The organism is uncultured Parvibaculum sp. (assembly GCF_963975745.1).
In the GTDB taxonomy this organism is placed as follows: domain Bacteria; phylum Pseudomonadota; class Alphaproteobacteria; order Parvibaculales; family Parvibaculaceae; genus Parvibaculum.
Map to the genome: position 1 here is coordinate 1 of NZ_CAXBIB010000017.1, position 19,020 is coordinate 19,020.

The window sequence follows — 19,020 nt, forward strand, 5'->3', positions numbered from 1 at the left end:
AACTGTTGCACTTCAAATGTGAATCCACACCCCGGCTTTCGCCGGGGTGACACTTTTGGTTTTGGCAAACGCATCAACACTATCCGGCGCGCAGCGCCAAAATCCTTTTCTTCTCTGCGTCTCTGCACCTCTGCGTGAACCATTCTTCCCTTCTCCGCGCCTTCCTCCTGCGCTGCTTCCACCTACGCTCCTTCCTCCTGCGCTGCTTTGCAGCTTCGGAGGACAGGTCGGAGCTTCGGCGGACGGGTCGCAGCTACGGCGGACAGGCCGCGTCTCCGCGTGCCAATTTCTTCCTTCGCCGCTTGCGGCGACGTGGATTGGGCCCCGGCTTTCGCCGGGGTGACACTTTTATTCAATGGTGAGAAAGAGGCGCGGCTCAGGCTTTTTGCGTGGCCTGCAGCGCGGCCAGCGTTTCCTCGGCGACGGGGGCTTCGAGGGCGCCGGCGATTTCGTCGAGGAGGTTGGCGACGAAGAAGGCGCGGGCCGCGGCGTCGGCCGTGGCGTCGCCGCGGCGGGTCCAGATCGCCAGCGAGGTCAGCGCCATTTCCAGCATGAAGCGCTGGCGCTGGACCGCGATTTCGGGCGGCAGGTCGCCCAGCGCCGCGACGACGAGCGCGTTGGCGCGGGAAATGCCTTCATAGCCGCTGCGCAGCGCGACCGAGGGCAGGTCGAAATCCGGATCGTTGAGCACCTGGGCGGCGAAGCGCACGAAGCGGACGCCGTCGTCGCTGTCGAGCAGCTCGGTGATGGGCTCGAAGGTGGCGCGCAGCACGGCGCGCAGCGCCGGCGCGGCGCCGGCGGCGGCCAGCGCGTCGAGCTTCTCGACGCGGCGGCGGTCGATCTGCCGGGCGCGGTGGGAAAGAATGGCGTCGACGAGTTGCGGTTTGGAGCCGAAATGATAATGCAGCGCCGATTCATTGCGCTGGCCGGCGGCCGCGTTGATCTCCTTCAGGGTGACACCATGCAGCCCGCGCTCGCCGAAAAGGCTTTCGGCGGCCTGCATCAGGCGCAGGCGCGTGTCGTTGCGCCGGCCCGGCTTCTGCGCGGTTTCGGGATCGTTCATGGGAGAGAGGGTAATGCGATGCATTAGGGGGGTCAAACGGGGCTCAGTCGAAGGGCCAGAGCCCGCGATCCCTTGCCGGCAGGCCGAGCCATTGGCGCACCTTGTCCTCGGCGGGGCGCGTTTTCTCCCAGACCGGCACGGCATCTTCGATCAGCTCGCGGGCCGAAGGCGAAAAGACCGAGGCGGCGAAGGCGAGGCCCAGAACCGTGACCAGGATTGTCAGCAGCGGGCGGAAAGCGCGGGCGATCATTTCGAGCCGTCTTTCATGGTGTTCTCCCGGCGGCGCTTCCGCTTGCCGGAGGGCGCCGGGGGCAGTGTCGCCTATCGGGGGATTGCCCGCCAGCGGAGAATGGGGGAACGGGGGGAAGCTGCTCACGCGGGAGGCGGAGAAAGGTGGATCGAGCGCCGGAGAGTGAAACGTTGGAAGGGAGGGCCGTTGTCCGGTTGTGACCCGAAGCGGACATACAGCATGCTGCATCTTCCTCAGAATCTCCACGCCAGTCTACCGGTGACGGCGTTGTCGCGGGAATGGCTGGACAGGAAGCCGTCGTAACCGAGATGCAGGCGCAACGAAGGTGCGATGAGAATATCCGCGCCGAGATTCACGGTGAGCGCATCCTCCGCAAGCGGGGTTCCGTAGAAGACGTAGGCCTGTCCCGTGTTGTTGACCGTTACGCTCTGGCGGGGACGGGACAGGCCGAAACCGCGCCGCCAGCCCAGATCGAAGCTCGGCCTCACCTTGAACGGTCCGGCCGGAATGCTGTCGACGAGCGCCCGGATGCCGAGCGTTGTAAAGGTGGCGGAGGCATCGCTGCCGGCGCCCGAGAAATTCGAGAGAGGTCCGCCGGTCTCCTGAAAGGAGCCGGTCGAGGCGCGAACATGCTCAAGGCCGAGATGCGGTTCGAGGCTCGCGCCCGCGATGTCGAAGGCATAGCCCGCATCCGCGAATACCTGTTCCGTCCGGAAGGGCCGGTTGCTTGTGTTGGTTTCGCCCACCGAGGAAACGCTGCGCGTGACATCGCTGCTGCCCCAGCCGAGCGCGGCGCCGCCACGCAGTGCGAAGGGCCCCTCCGTCCAGCTTGCATAGACGAGTACATGACCGGCATCGCCGTCGGCGCTGCCGTCATGGGCCGGGACGGAGGTGTCGGCGCTCGTATAGGCGGCGGCCACACCGGCGCGGAGTCCGTTGTCGAGCGGCAGATCGAAACCGGCGATGGCGCCGCTGTGGTGATGGTCGATCGTCAGCCCGTCGTCGAACTTGTTGTAGCCGCCGAAGCCCTGGCCCCAGAGCACCGTGCCGTCTCCCGGCGCAAGCAGGTGGTCCAGAACGGCGTTGCGGAGCATCCGCTGATCGGCGATGGCCGCCGTGGTTCCGCTCGCGTAGATCTGTCCCTCGCCGGAATCGAGATATTGCGTCAGGGTCACGAACACATTGTTCGGATCGTAGCTCACATCCGCGATGAAGCCGTAGGGCAGGTTCGTCGAGCTGACGCTCGCGAAAGTACCGCTCAGCCCGCCGACGGAACTGAGGAGCGTGTATTGGGTCCCCGCCGTATAGCTGCCGCCGGAATAGGTCGTGGTGAGGGTGCCCGCAATCGTTGCCGTTCCCGTCACGATCGTCATGTCGGCCGCGCTCGGCGAGACCTCCACGGCATAGGTTGAGCCGGAAGACAGTGTGAGATTGCCGGCGACCGTGATCGTGCCGATGGAGTTGCCCGGCGCCAGCGTGCCGCCGCTGGCGATCACGGTGTTTGCCACCGCGCCCCTGCCGCCAAGTATGCCGCCTGAATTGACCGTCAGCAGGCTGGAGCTGCCGAGCGATCCGTCGACGAACAGCGTTCCGCCGTTCACCGTCGTTGCGCCGGTGTAGGCGCTGGCGCCGGAAAGGGTCAGATTGCCGGTTCCCTCCTTGGTCAGCGAGCCGCCTGTGTCGGAAACGTAGCCGCCGGTATCCTGTATCGTGCCGGAGAAGGTGGTGTCGAGATCGTTGCCGCCCACCGTGAGGGTCTTGGAACCGAGATAAACAATGCCATCCCCCTCGATGGAGCCGACGGTCGTGCCACTGCTTGAGAGACCGGAAATGTCGAGATTGCCGGTACCGTTCAGAATGAAGCGCGCGGTGCCACCGCTGGCGGTATCGTAGAAGTTCGCGGAGGCATCGTTGTTGGTGATCGTTGCGTTGTCGGCCGTACTGGTGTTGGCAAAGGACAGGTTGTGATTGTTGACGATGGTAGCGTTGCCGGCCGTGCTGGAATCGCTGAAGTCCATGAACTGGCCGCTGGTGATGTTTGCGCTGCCGGCCGAGCTGGAGTCGTGGAATCCCAGGCTCCAGTTGTCGATGATGGTGGCGTTGGCGGCCGTGCTGTTGCCGTAGAAGTCAATGCTGTAGAGGGTACTGGTGAGGGTGGCGCTGCCTGCCGTGCCGGAGCCGATATACCGCAGAGTGCCGCCGCTTGCAGTGATCTGGCTTGACGCCAGCGATCCGCTGATCGCGAGGTTGCCAGCATTCACCGTCGTATCGCCGGTAAAGGTGTTCACGCCCGACAGCGTCAGCGTGCCAGCGCCCTTCTTGGTGAATGCGCCATCGCCGGAGATCACGCCGGAAAGCGTGGAGCTATAGCCGTTGGTATCGAAGGTGCCGCCGCCGCTGCCCAGAGCGATGTCGCGCGCAGAATCGAAAGCCGCTCCCCATTGCAGCGTGCCGTCGTCGAGCGTGACGCCGCCCGAGGAATCGCCGAGCCCGCTATCGGCCAGGACATTCAGCGTGCCGCCATTGACGATGGTGCCGCCGCTATAGGTGTTGATGCCGGTCAGCACGAGCGTTCCATCGCCCGTCTTTTCAAGCGCGCCGGGCGTCGCGCCGCTGTCGGAGATCACACCGGAGATGGTGTCGGTATTGCCGGTATCGACAAAGAAGGTCGGCGTGCCCGTCAGGCCGAAATTGTTGGCGAGGGTGAAAGTGCCGCTGGCAAAGCCGAGCGTCGCCGCTCCTGTCATCGTCACATCGCCCGTGCCGAGCGCATCGTCGTCGGCAACCGTAACCGTACCGGCATTGATGGCCGTGCCGCCCGTATAGGTGTTGGCGCCGGAGAGCGCCAGCGTGCCGCTGCCCGACTTGTTCAATACACCGGGCGTGACGCCGGTGTCGGAAATGATCCCGGAGAGTGTGCTGGCAGAGCCAGTAACGACGTTGAAGTAAGTATTGCCGGTCAGCCCGAAATTGTTGGCGACGGTGTAATCGCCGGCGAAGAACATGTTCGCTCCGCTCGCCATCGTGACATCGCCGGTCCCGAGCGCGCTGTCGTTGCCGATCACGACCGTGCCGCTGTTGATCGCCGTTCCGCCGGTATAGGTGTTGGCGCCACTCAGCGTCAGTACGCTGGCGCCCCCGTCCTTGGTCAGCGAACCGCCGGTGCCGCCGCCGTCGCCGCCGTCCTGGATCACGCCGGAAAAAGTGGCGACCACGCTGGTGCCGCCGAATGTCAGGTTCTTCGAACCGAGAAAGATGTCGCCGCTCCCCCCAAACAAGCTGACGGTGGTGCCGCTGTTCGCAAGGCCGGAGATGTCGAGTGAGCCTGTGCCATACATGTAGAAACGCGCGTTGCTGGCGCTGGCGGTGTCACCGATGTAGGTGGTGCCTCCGCTGTTGGTGGTGATGGTGGTGCTCAAGCTGCCGCCGCTCACTGAGCTGGCGCCGGAGAAGTCCAGCCTGCCCTCATTCGTGATGGCGAAGCTGTCGACGATGTTGGCGCCATTGTTGATGATGCCGGCACCGTCGAAAGTGAGGTGCTGACCGCTGCCGATCGTGAAATCGTAGTTCCCGCTGTTGAGCGTCCAGCCACCGACGCTGATCGGGCTCGATGAAAAAGTGACGCTCTGGTTGGTGGCGGTATTGTCGAAGGTGGCGGTGTCGCCCGAACCGGGGACGGTGCTCGTGTCCCAGTTGGTGCCGGTGTTGTAATCGGCCGTTGTGCCGGTCCAGGTGGCATCCGCCGCCGAGGCCGTGCCGGACATGACCGTCAGGGTCAGGCCGAGTGCCGTGAGCGACTGAACGAACCAGCGATTGTCCAAAAATTTCGCCCGGCGCGCCTTCCGCCGCGCCGCGAGTGCATTCAGATTTGCCATTGCCCCATTCGCGAGCCGCGATACATGACGACCCGTCACCCCCCGTTTGAAATTGCACGCGCTCTTTTCACGCGATCTTTTAAAGAGCGGACGCCCCCTTCCGCCGGATGGCGGAGCTCAAAGTCACGATGAACACTTCACTAATTTTGCATACTAGAGAAAATAATTATTTTTGTTCAAGAGTAAAAATAGTATCTGGTTAATTCGGGTGCCGACTCTGATAGTGTCTTGCGTCAAATGACCTTGCGTTCCCCCAAAACGCGCCAGAGGGCGCAGCAGAAGCGTGCCGAAGAGACCCGCCAGCGATTGCTGGCGGCGGCCATCGAGATGTTTGCGACCGTCGGCTTCGAGGGCGTGACTGTGGCTGCCCTGGAGGAAGAGGCCGGTGTCCAGCGCGGTTTGTTGAGGTATCACTTCGACAGCAAGGACGCGCTGTGGCGGGAAGCGGTGGATCTGGCCTTCGCTCAGTCGGAGACCGCCATCCGGGAATTGTTCGCAGATGAACTCCCCAAGCGCGGGGGCGACCAGCTGGCCGCGCTCATCGCGGCCTATATCCGCGGCAGCGCGCGCCATCCGGAAATGCTGAACTTCATCATGCGCGAAGCGAATGTGGAGTCCGGCCGCCGCGACTACATCGCCGAGAAGCATGTCAGCCGCTTTGCCGACATGATCTCGCAAGCGAGCGGCCGCCCGAAAAGCGTCTACGACTTTTATGCGCTGGCGGGAGCGATGAACTTCGTCTTCGTCTCGCCCGCCGGTGCGCGGCGCATCTGGAAGAAAGAGCCTTTTTCAGATGCCTTCGTCAAACGGCACATCGAAGCCGTCATCGGCATTTTCCGCCACGGCTGGGGTGAGAGCTGATCGCCTTAGGCCGTCGGCAAAGTGCTCGCGCGGATGGTGCCGGCCTTACCGACGAGCCGGGCGAAGGAAAGTCTGCTTCTGGCGCATAGGCGCCATGCGCCTTTTTCGCCCCGCCCCGCCCCCCTCCCCGCGCTTTTCTGCCATGATGGCCGCTTGAGCCGTCAAGGCGCGCGCTGCGGCGCCGGTTGCGGGCGGCGCGCGGGAAAATGAAACACGAGGAGCTTCCGATGACGAACACAGGCGCGATCAACCGCCGTCACCTGATGATGGGCGTGGCCGCGGCCGCACTGGCCGCCGGCGGCGCGCGCGCGCGGGCCGAAACGGCGGCGGCGGCGCCCGACCTTTCGGGCAAGTCGATCCTGATCACCGGCTGTTCGTCGGGCTTCGGCCGGCTGGGCGCCGAGCATTATGCGCGGCTGGGCGCCAAGGTGTTCGCGACCATGCGCAACCTGCCGCGCGCGGAAGCCGACGAGCTGCGGGCGCTGGCGGCCAGCGACGGGCTCGACATCAGCGTGATCGAGATCGACGTGACCTCGGAGGCGCAAGTTGCGGAAGGCGTGGCGCAGGCGCTTGCGGAAGCCGGCGGGACGATCGACGTGCTGGTCAACAATGCCGGCATGGCGCTGTCGGGGCCGATCGAGGTCCAGGACATGGAAGCGACGCGGCTGATCTTCGACACCAATGTGTTCGGCGCGCAGCGGATGTGCCGGGCGCTGCTGCCTTCGATGCGCGCGGCCGGCGCGGGGCAGGTGTTCAATGTCACCTCGCAGCTCGGGCGGCTGATCGTTCCGGGCGTCGGGCATTATTCGCCGACCAAGTTCGCGCTCGAGGCGCTGAGCGAGCAGCTCGCCTATGAGACGGTGGCGCAGGGGATCGAGGTGACGATCATCCAGCCCGGCGGCTATCCGACGAAAATCTGGGAGAAGCAGCTGGCGCCGACGGCGGCGCTCAAGGCGCGGACGCCGGAGGCGCTGCTGGCCGCCTATCCGCAGATGACGGCGCAGATGGGGGTTGCCGGCGGCGGCGGCGGCGACACCGACCCGATGGATGTGCCGCGCGCGATTGCCGATATCATCGCGATGCCGGCCGGCACGCGGCCGTTGCGGCGCGCGGTGCACCCCGTCGCGCGGCCGCAGGAGCCGATCAACGATGTCTCGGCGCAGCAGCAGCTGGCGATGCTGGGCGGCTCGCCTTACGGGCCGCTGGTCAAGGCGGTGCTGAAGCGCTGAGCGGGGGCGCCGATGCGGCGCGGACGGGGGGCTTCATGACAGCTTCGCAACCGGCACCGGTGGCCGTCGGCGCGATCGGCGGCAGCGGCACGCGGGTGGTCGCCCGCTTCCTTGACGATGCCGGCTACTACATGGGATCGGACCTCAACCGCGCCCATGACAATCTGTGGTTCACGCTGCTCTTCATCCGCCCCGACGTGCTGGTCGAGCCGCCGCATGTCTTCGAGCGCCTGGTGCGCATCTTCTATCGCCGGATGACCGGCGGCCTCGATGCCGATGCGCGCCTGTCGCGCATCGTGGAGGCGCTGGCGGCGCGGCCGCGCCCGCAGCACAAGGCCGACTGGCTGCGCGCGCGCGCCGCCTCGCTGCTCGACACGGCCGACATGGCGGTGCCCGCCCGCTGGGGATGGAAGGCGCCCAATACGCATATCGTCATCGACCGGCTGCTCGAACTCGACCCGAGGCTGCGCTATGTCCATGTCACCCGCAACGGACTCGACATGGCGTTCAGCGAGAACCAGAACCAGCTGCAGCTCTGGGGGCCGGTTCTTCTCAACCGCGACATCGCGCTCACGCCACGCGACTCGCTGGCCTACTGGTGTGCCGCGCATCGGCGGATGCGCGCCATCGCCCGGCGCCATCCCGAGCGCGTGATGTTTCTCGACTTCGACCGGCTGTGCCGCGAACCGGCGGCGGTGTGCGGCGCGCTCTGCCGCTTCCTGGGGCACCAGCCCCCCGAGGCGGTCATCAGCCGGTTCGCCGCCACGGTCGAGACCCCCGCCTCGAGCGGGCGCTTTCGCCGGCAGCCCGACGCCGCCTTCGACCCCGGCGATGTCGGCTTCGTCGCCCGATGGGGATATCCGACCTCATAGAAGCGCCCCGCGCCGGCGGCGAATGCCCCCTTGCCGCCATTTTCTGCCATTATGGCCCCTTAATGGTGAATTCGGGCGCCGGCGGCGCACGGCAAGTGGAGTGGCAATGAGCGCGGGCGGTGCCTCGGCGGCGGAGCGACCATGCGGGTGAGGGATGCCCGCATATGGGGCCGGCGCGGCCGGATGGCGGTGCCGGCCGCCCGGACGGGGCTGCGGGGCCTTTCGGCCTGGTTTCGTGCGGTGTGGTTTCCGGCCGGCGCTTCCCTCGGCAGAGATAAAGAAGCCATGCATCGGCGCCGCGCCGGGGCACGAACAATTCCGGCAACAAGCATCGACGTGGATTGGGTCCCGGGAATAAATCCCGGGATGACACTGAATGGTTGGGACGGGAACGGGCAACATGACGCCCGCCAATCACCGATAGCGGAGTCCCCCGCCCCAAACGATCTGCGATCGTTTGACGGCCCGGCCCTGCGCTTGCGCTCCGGGCGTTCGGCGCTCGAAAAGGTCCACCGGACCTTTTCGTTTGCGTGCCGCAAACCGCGCCTCACCCCACAAGGGGAGGGTGGGAAGAGAGGTGCGGTTGTTCTGGCGCTGGTCGCGCTGATTGCCTTTGCGGCGCCGGATGTCGCGCGCGCGGCAGACGCGGCCGAAGCGGCGGAGGCGGACAAGGAAGTGGCGCGCGACGCGGCGGCGGCGGCGCCTTCCTGGGAACGGGTGCCGGGCGAACTTTCCTTCACGACGCGGGTCAGCGGGCGGCGGGTCCCCGACGATCTGCGGCAGATGCTCGAAGACGCACGCGAACTCGACGCCGAGGCCGAAGACGGCGTGCCGCCGCCGACGACGCTGGCGCAATTGCGCCGAAGGGCCCAGGAAGACAGCCGGCGCCTGGTCGAGGTGCTGCGCTCGGAAGCCTATTACAACGGACGGGTGACGCCGGTCATCCGCGAGGCGGCGGGCGGCGGCTTCGAGGTGATCTATCAGGTGGTGCTGGCACAGCGGGCGATGATCCGCCGTTTCGAGATCGTCTATCCCGATCTGCCCGAGGGCGAGGCCGAGGCACGCGGGCTGCCGCGCGACGGGGCGGCGCTGGGCCTTGCGCCCGAGCGCGCGGTGCGGGCCGCGCGCGTCATCGACCTGACGCGGGCGGCGGTCGCATATCTGCACAATCACGGCTATCCGCAGGCCGAGCTTGCCGAAAGGCGGGTGGTGGTCGATCTCTCGTCGAGCCAGGCCGATGTGACGCTGACCATCACGGCGGGCCCGCGGCTGCTGTTCGGGCCGCTGCTGGTGCGCAACCCCGACGGGCGGACCGAGGCCGACTATGTGACCTCGCTGGCCAGGATCACGCCCGGCGCGCCCTACGACCGGCGCGCGGTCGATGCGACGACGGCGGCACTCAGGGACAGCGGCCTGTTCGAGAGCGTGTCGGTGACGTCGGGCGCGGTCGACGCCGATGGCCGCGCGGTGCAGGAAATCGAACTTGCCGAGCGGGCGCCGCGCACGGTGCGGCTGGGTGCCGCCTGGTCGTCGAGCGAGGGGGCCGGCGTGCGCGGCAGCTGGGAGCATCGCAACCTGTTCGGCCGGGCCGAGAAGCTGGTGCTGGGGCTGTCGATCGCCGAGATCGAACAGAAGGGCACGGCCGAGTTCCGCAAGCCCAACTTCCTGCGGCCGAAGCAGAGCCTGCTCGTCAGTGCCGAGATCGCCAATGCGCGCACCGATGCCTATAACGAATATCGCTTGCGCACCGGCGCCTCGCTGGAGCGCCCGTTCGGGGCGCGGCTGACCGGCAGCGCCGGCGTCAGTTTCGAGCTGACCGAGACCGAGGATGCCAACGGGCGGACCGATTATCAGCTGATCGGGTTTCCGGTGGTCATGCGCTACGACAGTTCCGACGATCTGTTCGACCCCGGCGAAGGCGTGCGGGCGACGCTGGCCGGCGCGCCCTATTTCGGCGGCGCCGACCGGGAAGCGACCAGCTTTGCGCGGCTGGAGGCCACGGGCGCGACCTATTTCCGCTTCGGGCCGGCGCTGACGCTGGCGCTCCGGGCGCGCTACGGCTCGATCCTGGCCGATGCCACCACCGATGTGCCGGGCTCGCTGCGCTTCCATGCCGGCGGCGGCGGCTCGGTGCGCGGCTATGGCTACCAGCTGGCCGGGCCGCTCAGCGCCACCGGCACGCCGCTGGGCGGGCGCTCGGTCGCCGAGGCCGGGGCCGAAGCGCGCTACCGCGTCAGCGAGACGATCGGCGTGGTCGGCTTTGTCGATGGCGGGCAGGCCTATGAGAGCCTGGCGCCCACCTTCGATGACGGGCTGTTGTGGGGCGCGGGGCTGGGCCTGCGCTATTACACGCCGATCGGGCCGGTGCGCTTCGACGTTGCGGTGCCGCTCGACCGGCGGCGCGGCATCGACGATGCCTTCCAGATCTATGTGTCACTGGGGCAGGCATTTTGATGGAAAGGGGCTGATGGCGGACACGACTCAGAATTTCGGCGGGATGCTGGCGCGGCGGGCGCTCGCCGTGCTGCTGTTCGCGCTCGGGCTGGGGCTCGCCGCGATCGCGCTGGGGCTGGGGCTCGTCAACATCGCGCCGCTGCGCGAGCGGCTGCTCGATGCCGCGCTGGCGGCGGCGCGGGACGGCGAGACGCAGATCGAGATCGGCCAGCTCGACGGCGTCTGGCCCGGACGGCTCAGGCTCGGCGATATCCGCGTTTCCGATGCCGAGGGCGTCTGGGCGACGCTCGAGAGCCTCGAACTCGACTGGCGGCCGCTGGCTCTGTGGCGCGGCGAGGTTCACGTCACGCGGCTCGACCTCAGCGGGCTCGATGTCGCGCGGGCGCCGCTGGCGGCCGAGAGCGGAAGCGAAAGCGAGGATTTCGTGCTGCCGCGCCTGCCGGTGCTGCCGGTCACGCTGCGGCTCGACAATTTCAATGCGCGCGACATGACGTTCGGTGCGGCGCTGGCCGGCGAGGAGATCCGTTTCACCGCGCAGGGCCATCTGCTGCATGGGCGGCGCGAAAGCGACATCGCGCTGCTGCTGCAGCGGCCGGATGGCGGCGCCGGCCATGCCGATCTGCAATACCGCTTCCTCGCCGGGCCCGAACGGGGCTTGCTGAAGCTCAGCCTTGCCGATGGCGAGGCCGGGCGGCCCAGCGCCCTGGCGCGGCTGGCCGGGCTCGACGGCGTCGGGCGGCTTGCCATCGAGATCGACGGGCAGAGCCTGGCCGGGCTGATGACCGGGCGGGCCGCGGTCGATGCCGGGCCGGCGCTGGTGCTCGAGGCCGATGCGCATGGCGCGCTGGGCGAGCGGGCCAATCTCCGTTTCCGGCTCGCGGCCGAGGGCGACACGGTGGCGCGCGAACTCGATTTCCTCGATGACGCAAGGGCGCTGACCGCCAGCGGGCGGCTGGCCCAGACCGGTTCCGACAGCTACCGGCTGGCCGAGGCGCGCGTGGCGGCCGGCGGGCTGACGCTGGCCGGCGATGCAACGGCGGTGCGGCGCGGCGGGCATTACGACATCGAGGCGGCGGGGACGGCCGAGGGCCTCGCGGCGCTGTTCGACGGCGCGGGCGGCGATGCCGGACCGGGCGGCTGGCAACTGACCGGCCAGGCCGATGCGGCGCTGAGCCAGGCGACGATCGCGACGGCGGCGCTGAGCGGGCTCGGCGGCACGGCGCATTTCGCCGGGCGGGCCGGGATCGATCTCGGCAGCGGCGCGGCGGAAGCCGACGGCGATATCGAGGCCGTGTTCGCCGATCTGGCGCCGCTCGGGATACTCAGTGGACAGACAATGTCGGGCGCGGTCGAGGCGCGCATCGAGGGGTTCCGTTTCGCCGATGGCCGGGGCAGCGGGCGGCTGACCTTGCGGGCCGGGCCGGTCGCGACCGGCGATGCGGCGCTCGACCGGCTGCTGGCGGCCGGGCTGACGGCCGAAGGCGATGCCGGGTTCGATGCAGGCGGCGGCTGGTCGCTCGGCGATGTCGCGGCGGCGGCCGGCGACAACCGGCTCACGGGGCGCTTCGCGATGACCGCGGCCGGCGCGATGGACGGCGCCGCGGTGCTGACGCTTGCCGAGATCGGCGATGTTGCCGGCGATGTGGCACGCGGCGCGCTGACGGCCGAGGCGCAGATCAGCGGCGCCCCGGGCGCGGCGCGGCTGGTGCTTGCGGCCGAACTCCGCGACGGCGCGGCAGCCGGCATCGACATCGCGCGGGCGACGCTCGACACGACATTGACGCAAGGCGGCAGCGGCCCGGCGCTGCTGCTGCTCGAGGGCGATGACGGGCGGGCGCGGATCGCAACGCAGGTGACGCTGCCCGCGGCCGGCGGGGCGCGTTTCGCCGCGATCGAGGCCGACATGTTCGGCGCGGCCCTGACCGGCGCGGTGACGCTGTCGCCCGACGGGATCGCCGCGGGCGAGATCGCCGGGCGGCGGGTGGCGCTGGCGCCGCTCGGGCGGCTGGCCGGGCTGGCGCTCGAAGGGCGCGGCGAGATGGCGCTGACGCTCGGCGAGCGGCAGGGGATGCAGGATGCCAGTCTGTCGCTGACGGCGCGGCGGATCGAGCTCGATCTCGCGGCCCTTGCCGGCGAGACGCTGTCGCTCGACCAGGTCGAACTGACGGCGGCGCTTCGCGACCTCCATGGCGCCGGCCGGATTGCGGCGCGGCTCGGCGCGGCGGGCGGCGCGGCCGGCAACACGGTCTTCAATGAAATCGCCGCCCGTGCGACGGGCCCCTTCGACGCCATTGCGCTCGAGGCCCGGCTCGCCGGCGAGCGGCTGACGCTGCGCAACGAGCCGGTCGCGTTTTCGGCCGACGGGATCTGGCAGGCGGACGCGCTGACGGTGACGGCGCTGTCGCTGACGCTGGGCGAGACCTCGATGGCGCTCGCCCAGCCGCTGCGGCTCGGGATGCCAGCGGGGGGCGGGCTCGAGATGCCGCAACTGGCGCTTGCATTTGCCGGGCCCGACGGCGCCGGGCGGCTCGACGGCGCGATGCGGCTCGGCCGCCGCGCGGTGCAGCTTTCCTTCGAGGCCGAGACGCTGCCGCTGGCGCTGCTGACGCCGCTGCTGCCGTCGGATGCGGCGGGGGGCACAATGAGCGGCCGGGTGCGGCTCGACAGCGGGCGCGAAAGCGGCGAGATGGCCTTGCGCTTTGCCGGCGTGCGGCTGACCGATGCCGGGCTCGACACGCAGCCCGCCTTCGATGCGACGCTCGACGCCACGTGGGCGGCGCGGCGGCTGACGCTGACGGCGCTGGCGCATGGCGTTTCCGAGGAGCCGTTCCGGCTCAATGCCACGCTGCCGCTGGTGCGCGATCCGGCCGGCGCCTGGCCGATGCTGGCGGCGCGCGGCGCGGTCAGCGGCGACCTGACCTGGCACGGGCCGATCGCCTCGCTGATGGCGCTGGCCGATCTCCCCGGGCAGCGGCTGACCGGCGATGCCGCGATCGCGCTCGGCGCCAGCGGCGATATTTCGGCGCCGCTGTTTTCGGGCCGCGCCACGCTCGACAAGGGCACGTTCGAGAATTTCGTCACCGGCACGGCGCTCCGCGACGTCACGCTGCGGATCGAGGGGGCACGCAGCGAGGTGCTGGATTTCACGCTGACGGCGCGCGACGGCGGCGCCGGGCGGCTCGATGCCGGGGGCACGATCTCGCTGGCGGCCGACCGCGCAGAGGCGGTGCGGATCGCGGCACGGTTTTCCGGGTTGCAGGTGGCGCGGCGGCGCGACCTGACGCTGGCGATCAGCGGCGATCTGGCCCTGACCGGCGCTGCGCTGCCGCCGACCCGCGAAGAGCCGTTCCGGCTCGGCGGCGCGCTGACGACGACCGACGCGCTGTTCGTCATTCCCGAGCAGCTGCCTTCCGGGGTGCCGCATATCGCCGTCATCGAGATCAACGGGCCGGACGACGGCGCGGCGCGGCGGACGGTCGAGGAAGCGGTGCCCTTCCCGGTCGCGCTCGACCTGGCGCTTGCGATCGGCAATCCGCCGGCGCAGCTTTCGGGCCGCGGCGTCAACGCGTTGTGGAGCGGCGATCTGACCGTCGGCGGCACGGCCGATGCGCCGCGCATCAGCGGCGTTCTGCGCAGCCTGCGCGGCACGCTCGACTTCGCCGGCAAGAGCTTCACGCTGTCGCGCGGGATCGTCACCTTCCGCGGCGCCAGCCCGCCCGATCCCGAGATCGACATCGCCCTCGATTACGGGCGCGGCGATTTCAAGGCGACCGTCGCGGTCAGCGGACGCGGTTCGGCACCCGTCATCGCGCTGCGCGCGCAGCCCGACATGCCGCAGGACGAGATCATTTCGCGAATCCTGTTCGAGAAGGGGGTCGGCGAGCTCAGTGCCTTCGAGGCCGCGCAGCTGGCCAACACGGCGGCGCAGCTTTCCGGCGCCGGCGGGATCGGCGGCTTCGGGCTGCTGGGCGAGATGCAGCGTTCGCTCGGGCTCGACGTGCTGCGCGTCGATGCCGGGGCCTCGGGCGGGACAACGGTGGCGGCCGGGAAATATCTGCGCGAGGGCTTCTATGTCGGCGTCGAACAGGGCGCGCTGGCCAGCGATTCATCGGTCAAGGTCGAGATCGACCTCAACGAGAATATCAGCGTCGATACGCGGATCGGCCAGGACGCCTCAAGCGGCGGCGGCATCAACTGGAAATGGGACTATTGAGACCGGTCAGTAGCGCGACCCGTCGGTGATGCCCTTCGTCGTCCGCGCACCGCTGGTGAAGTCGTTGATCTTGTCGAGCTGCTCGCGCTTGCGGCGCTCTTCCTCGCGCTTGCGGCGCTCATATTCCTCGGCATACATCTCCGCCTCGTGCAGGCCTTGCGTGTCGTATTCGGCGTCGTAGCCCGAACGGTAGTTGACCGGCGGCGAGTCGACCGGGTCGGACAGTTCGTAGTGGATGTCGCCATCGGCCGGCGGCGGCGCCTCCTCGGCCATGGCCGCCGGCGCGGCAAAGGCCGCAAGGGCCAGCAGCAGGGCCGCGATGCGCCCGAGCCCTGCAGGGGCAAATTCAATTCCGTTCATCCGACACCACTCTTTCTGCAACGCCCCCGACCGCGGCGGACCGTTCCGGAGGAGAACTATACAGGAAAGCCCGGCGGCCGACACAGCCGGATTCGGACCCGAAACGGCCAGGGTTAACGGCCCGGTCCGGCCCGGCCGACGTGCCCTTCTTCCGTCTACGGAGGGTCCGGCGGCGGCGCTTTCTTCGCTGCCGCACAAGAAATTCCTGCGCAAGTGCAGCAAAAAGGGCCGGACGATCTGCCGCACCCCGGCAAGCCCGGGCGGACACCTTGTCGCGGCGCCAGCGCGCCCGAAATAGGTACATTTTTTCTAGGGGCTTTGCCCTAATCCCGGCGCCGCGCCGGGAGCATCGGGAAACGACCGGCGGCGAGGAACATGACGAAGGTCACCTATATCGAGTTCAACGGCACGGAACACAATGTCGATGTCGCCGACGGGCTGTCGGTGATGGAGGGAGCGGTGCGCTACACCATCCCCGGCATCGAGGGCGATTGCGGCGGCGCCTGCGCCTGCGCGACCTGCCATGTCTATGTCGAGGAGGGCTGGTTCGAGAAACTCGCGCCGATGGACGAGCTCGAACGCGACATGCTCGATTTCGCCTTCGACGTGCAACCGAACAGCCGGCTTTCCTGCCAGATCAAGGTCGAACCATCGCTCGCGGGGCTCGTCGTCAAGACGCCCGCGCGCCAGTACTAGCGAGAACAGAGCACTAACGAGACCAGGAACCACCGGCCGCACAGAAGAGAAAACAAGCGGCCAACTCAGGAGGAAGACCATGAGTGCCAATGCCGGAGCAAAGGTCGTCTCGAAAGGCGACTGGAAAGTCTCGATGACGCCGGACGACATCTACCGCAATCCGATGGATATCGCTTGGACGTTCAACTACATCTTTTCGGAAGACAAGGTCGAGGATCTCTACAAGCGCGCCAAGCAGAATCAGTGGGATTCCGACGATCTGCTGCCCTGGGACACGGAAGTCGATCCGTCGCGCCCGCTGATCGCAAACGACAGCGACATCTATCACAAGATGCCGTTCTTCAAGAAGCTGTCGAAGTCGCAGCAGGAAACCTTCACCGCTCATTCGACGGCGCAACTGCTGTCGCAGTTCCTGCATGGCGAACAGGGCGCGCTGATGACGGCAGCCTGCGTCACGCATTCGGTGCCCGACGAAGGCGCCAAGCTTTATGCCGCAACACAGACCATGGACGAGGCGCGGCATGTCGAGGTCTATTCGAAATATTGCGACAAGATCGCGCTGATCTATCCGATGTCGCCCTGGCTCAAGCAGCTGATCGACGTGACGCTGCAGTCGGACCGCTACGAGAAGGTGATGATCGGCATGAACATGATCGTCGAGGGCCTTGCGCTCGGCGCCTTCAACAACATGTACCGCACCACCACCTGCCCGCTGCTGAAGCAGTTGACCTTCAACGTGATGCGCGACGAGAGCCGCCATGTCTCGTTCGGGCATGTGTTCCTCGGACCGGTGTTCAAGAAGATGCACAAGGACGATCTGGAGGAACTGGCCGATTTCGCCTTCCAGGCCGTCAACATTCTGGTCAAGGCGCAGACCGCCGGAACGATCGCCAACAAGGTCGATCCGGGTTTCATGGAAGTGCTGACCAATAGCGGCATCGATGCCGACGACTTCTTCAAGGGCCTCAAGGAGGCCGAGGAGCAGGGCATCACCCGCGACCTGCCGCCCGGACAGGTGCATGCGCTGAAGGACCTGATGATGCCGGCGCTGGCCCGTGTCGGCCTGCTGACGCCGACAGCACGCAAGAAGTACGATGAGGCGGGCATTCCGGTGTTCGACGACATCCGCGTGCTGCAGGCGATGGAAGGCGGTCATCCGACCGGCGAAGCGGCCGCCTAGGCGGCGCGAAGCGACAGGAGGTTCCGGCGGCGCGATGCCGCCGGAATCCTCACCCCCCGGGGGGCCGACGACGCGCAGCATACGAGGGAGAGAGAACGACATGAGCCAGACACCCCAGAGCGGTGCGCGCGACGACGAGTTGCCGGATTTTCACCGGGCGCTGGTCGAGGGCATTCCCGAGGCGATCATCGTTTCGACGCCGGACGGCGAAATCACCTATTTCAATCCGGCTTCCGAACGGCTGCTCGGCTACACGGCCGCGGAAGTCGTCGGCCGGAGCATCACCGTGCTGGTGCCGCAGCAGCCGGGACGGCGCGCCGACCCGGTCAAATGGCTGGCGCGCTGGGCGGCCGAGCCCGAGCACGAACAGTCGCGCTTTCTCGACCTGATCGGCCGGCGCAAGGATGGCCATGAAATGCCGGTCGATGTGCGCGTGGTCGAAGCGCGGATCGGCGGCGCGCCGCGCTTCCTGATCACCTTTCGCGACAACAGCGTCAGGCGGCAGGAACAGGTCGCCTACAAGGAACGCAACCTGCTGTTCTCGCGCATCCTGATGGTGGCCGAGGACGGCATCATCTCGGTCGATGCCGATCAGCAGATCACATTCTTCAACCTCAAGGCCGAGAAGATGTTCGGCTACCGCGCCGAAGAGGTGCTGGGACAGAAGCTCGACATGCTGCTGCCCGAACGCTTCCGGCGGCCGCATGCCGGCCAGGTCAAGGCCTTCGGAACGTCGAAGGAGGCCTCGCGCTGGATGAGCGACCGCGGGCCGGTGACCGGCCGCCGCAAGGACGGCACGGAATTTCCGGTCGACGCGACAATCACCAAGGTCGAGACCGGCGGCAAGATCACCTATACGGCGCATCTGCGCAGCAATGCCGGCAAGACGACCCGCGTCGCGCGAGGCGAGCCGACCGGCGCACCGCAGTGAGGCGTCAGGGTGCGTCGGCGACCTTGACCACCAGCTTGCCGATATTGCCGCCGTCGAAGAGCTTGTTGACAGCGGTCGGCGCCTGTTCGAGACCGTCGACAATGGTCTCGCGGTGCTTGAGCTTTCCTTCCGCCACCCATTGCGCCAGTTGCATCGTACCTTCGGCGAACTTCGCCATGAAGTCGATGACGATGAAGCCGCGAACCGTGATGCGGCGCATCAGGATCGGCGAAAAATCGGCACGCATCGGCTCGCCGGTGTTGTAGCCCGAGATCATGCCGCAGAGCGGCATGCGGCTGAAAAGGTTCATGCGCGCCATGACGGCTTCCATGATTTCGCCGCCGACATTCTCGAAATTGACATCGATGCCGTCCGGCGTCGCCGCCGCCAGCTGGTCGCGCCAGTCGGCGCGCTTGTAGTCGACGGCAGCATCGAAGCCCAGATCCTCGACGATGTGGCGGCACTTGTCGGGACCGCCGGCAATGCCGATGGCGCGGCAGCCCTTGATCTTCGCGATCTGACCGACGACCGAACCGACGGCGCCCGCCGCCGCCGAGACGACCACCGTGTTGCCGGGCTGCGGCTCGCCCAGTTCCAGCAGGCCGAAATAGGCGGTCAGACCGGTCATGCCGCAGGCGCCCAGCATGGTCGGCAGGCCGACCGGCAGGCCCTTCGGCAGCACGCTCATCGCGTTGGCGCCTTCATCGGCAATGCAGTAGTCCTGCCAGCCGGTCAGGCCGCTGACATGATCGCCTTCCTTGTAGCGGGCCGAGTTCGACTTCACGACGATTCCGATACCGCCGCCGCGCATCACCGCGCCGATCTCGACCGGCGGCATATACTGATCCATGTCGCTCATCCAGATGCGGTTGGTCGGATCGAGACTGAGATAGAGGACACGCACCAGCGCCTGGCCGGGGCCCGGCTCGGGGATCGGCTCCTTCGCGAGATCGAAATTCGAGGTCTCGATGCGGCCCGTCGGGCGCGACTTGAGGCGGAACTGGCGGTTGACGTCGTTTTTCATTTTCCCTCCCGT

At 67.7% G+C, this 19,020-nt stretch carries 14 protein-coding genes; 8 read left to right on the forward strand and 6 right to left on the reverse strand.

Features of this window, described 5'->3' with window-relative positions:
- The 4 genes from AAC071_RS13270 to AAC071_RS13285 form a co-directional block, all read right to left on the reverse strand.
- A partial coding sequence (locus AAC071_RS13270) for a hypothetical protein (protein ID WP_339833207.1) occupies positions 1-182 on the reverse strand: 182 nt, incomplete at its 3' end.
- A gap of 194 nt (positions 183-376) precedes the next feature.
- Positions 377-1,087 (reverse strand): helix-turn-helix domain-containing protein, encoded by a 711-nt coding sequence (locus AAC071_RS13275; protein ID WP_339833210.1) that lies wholly within the window; start codon positions 1,085-1,087, stop codon positions 377-379.
- Between the two features lie 19 nt (positions 1,088-1,106).
- Positions 1,107-1,313: a hypothetical protein gene (locus tag AAC071_RS13280; RefSeq protein WP_339833213.1), complete on the reverse strand. Its 207-nt coding sequence runs from the start codon at positions 1,311-1,313 to the stop codon at positions 1,107-1,109.
- 233 nt (positions 1,314-1,546) lie between these two features.
- Positions 1,547-5,188 (reverse strand): autotransporter domain-containing protein, encoded by a 3,642-nt coding sequence (locus AAC071_RS13285; RefSeq protein ID WP_339833216.1) that lies wholly within the window; start codon positions 5,186-5,188, stop codon positions 1,547-1,549.
- A 306-nt stretch (positions 5,189-5,494) separates the two neighbouring features.
- Between AAC071_RS13285 and AAC071_RS13290 the strand changes: the two genes are divergently transcribed.
- From AAC071_RS13290 to AAC071_RS13310, 5 genes are all read left to right on the forward strand, one after another.
- Positions 5,495-6,049 carry a helix-turn-helix domain-containing protein gene (locus AAC071_RS13290; protein ID WP_339833219.1) on the forward strand — a complete coding sequence of 185 codons (555 nt, stop codon included), beginning with the start codon at positions 5,495-5,497 and terminating at the stop codon, positions 6,047-6,049.
- Between the two features lie 227 nt (positions 6,050-6,276).
- On the forward strand, positions 6,277-7,278 hold the full coding sequence (locus AAC071_RS13295) for an SDR family oxidoreductase (RefSeq protein WP_339833222.1): 1,002 nt from the start codon (positions 6,277-6,279) through the stop codon (positions 7,276-7,278).
- Positions 7,279-7,313: 35 nt separating this feature from the next.
- Positions 7,314-8,150, forward strand: coding sequence for a sulfotransferase (locus AAC071_RS13300; RefSeq protein WP_339833224.1), 837 nt, complete (start codon positions 7,314-7,316; stop codon positions 8,148-8,150).
- 477 nt (positions 8,151-8,627) lie between these two features.
- A complete protein-coding gene (locus AAC071_RS13305; protein ID WP_339833227.1) occupies positions 8,628-10,604 on the forward strand; it encodes a BamA/TamA family outer membrane protein in 1,977 nt (658 codons plus the stop codon).
- Positions 10,605-10,617: 13 nt separating this feature from the next.
- Positions 10,618-14,817, forward strand: a complete 4,200-nt coding sequence (locus AAC071_RS13310) for a translocation/assembly module TamB domain-containing protein (RefSeq protein WP_339833230.1) — start codon at positions 10,618-10,620, stop codon at positions 14,815-14,817.
- Between the two features lie 6 nt (positions 14,818-14,823).
- Here AAC071_RS13310 and AAC071_RS13315 read toward each other — a convergent pair whose 3' ends face one another.
- Positions 14,824-15,177: a hypothetical protein gene (locus tag AAC071_RS13315; protein ID WP_339833233.1), complete on the reverse strand. Its 354-nt coding sequence runs from the start codon at positions 15,175-15,177 to the stop codon at positions 14,824-14,826.
- 375 nt (positions 15,178-15,552) lie between these two features.
- Here AAC071_RS13315 and AAC071_RS13320 point away from each other — a divergent pair, with 375 nt between their 5' ends.
- The 3 genes from AAC071_RS13320 to AAC071_RS13330 all read left to right on the forward strand — a co-directional run bounded on the left by AAC071_RS13320 (position 15,553) and on the right by AAC071_RS13330 (position 17,984).
- Positions 15,553-15,873 carry a 2Fe-2S iron-sulfur cluster-binding protein gene (locus AAC071_RS13320; RefSeq protein ID WP_339833235.1) on the forward strand — a complete coding sequence of 107 codons (321 nt, stop codon included), beginning with the start codon at positions 15,553-15,555 and terminating at the stop codon, positions 15,871-15,873.
- Between the two features lie 79 nt (positions 15,874-15,952).
- Positions 15,953-17,053, forward strand: coding sequence for a ferritin-like domain-containing protein (locus tag AAC071_RS13325; protein ID WP_339833238.1), 1,101 nt, complete (start codon positions 15,953-15,955; stop codon positions 17,051-17,053).
- Between the two features lie 100 nt (positions 17,054-17,153).
- Positions 17,154-17,984, forward strand: a complete 831-nt coding sequence (locus AAC071_RS13330) for a PAS domain S-box protein (protein WP_339833241.1) — start codon at positions 17,154-17,156, stop codon at positions 17,982-17,984.
- A 4-nt stretch (positions 17,985-17,988) separates the two neighbouring features.
- Here AAC071_RS13330 and AAC071_RS13335 read toward each other — a convergent pair whose 3' ends face one another.
- Positions 17,989-19,008 (reverse strand): NADP-dependent oxidoreductase, encoded by a 1,020-nt coding sequence (locus tag AAC071_RS13335; protein WP_339833244.1) that lies wholly within the window; start codon positions 19,006-19,008, stop codon positions 17,989-17,991.
- Between the last annotated feature and the right edge of the window lie 12 nt (positions 19,009-19,020).

Excerpts from the sequence above, each read along its gene's own strand:
- AAC071_RS13330 (WP_339833241.1), top strand. The coding sequence starts at position 17,154 with ATGAGCCAGACACCCCAGAGCGGTGCGCGCGACGACGAGTTGCCGGAT.
- AAC071_RS13300 (WP_339833224.1), top strand. The coding sequence starts at position 7,314 with ATGACAGCTTCGCAACCGGCACCGGTGGCCGTCGGCGCGATCGGCGGC.
- AAC071_RS13280 (WP_339833213.1), bottom strand. The coding sequence starts at position 1,313 with ATGATCGCCCGCGCTTTCCGCCCGCTGCTGACAATCCTGGTCACGGTT.
- AAC071_RS13335 (WP_339833244.1), bottom strand. The coding sequence starts at position 19,008 with ATGAAAAACGACGTCAACCGCCAGTTCCGCCTCAAGTCGCGCCCGACG.
- AAC071_RS13320 (WP_339833235.1), top strand. The coding sequence starts at position 15,553 with ATGACGAAGGTCACCTATATCGAGTTCAACGGCACGGAACACAATGTC.
- AAC071_RS13285 (WP_339833216.1), bottom strand. The coding sequence starts at position 5,188 with ATGGCAAATCTGAATGCACTCGCGGCGCGGCGGAAGGCGCGCCGGGCG.
- AAC071_RS13275 (WP_339833210.1), bottom strand. The coding sequence starts at position 1,087 with ATGCATCGCATTACCCTCTCTCCCATGAACGATCCCGAAACCGCGCAG.
- AAC071_RS13315 (WP_339833233.1), bottom strand. The coding sequence starts at position 15,177 with ATGAACGGAATTGAATTTGCCCCTGCAGGGCTCGGGCGCATCGCGGCC.
- AAC071_RS13295 (WP_339833222.1), top strand. The coding sequence starts at position 6,277 with ATGACGAACACAGGCGCGATCAACCGCCGTCACCTGATGATGGGCGTG.
- AAC071_RS13325 (WP_339833238.1), top strand. The coding sequence starts at position 15,953 with ATGAGTGCCAATGCCGGAGCAAAGGTCGTCTCGAAAGGCGACTGGAAA.
- AAC071_RS13310 (WP_339833230.1), top strand. The coding sequence starts at position 10,618 with ATGGCGGACACGACTCAGAATTTCGGCGGGATGCTGGCGCGGCGGGCG.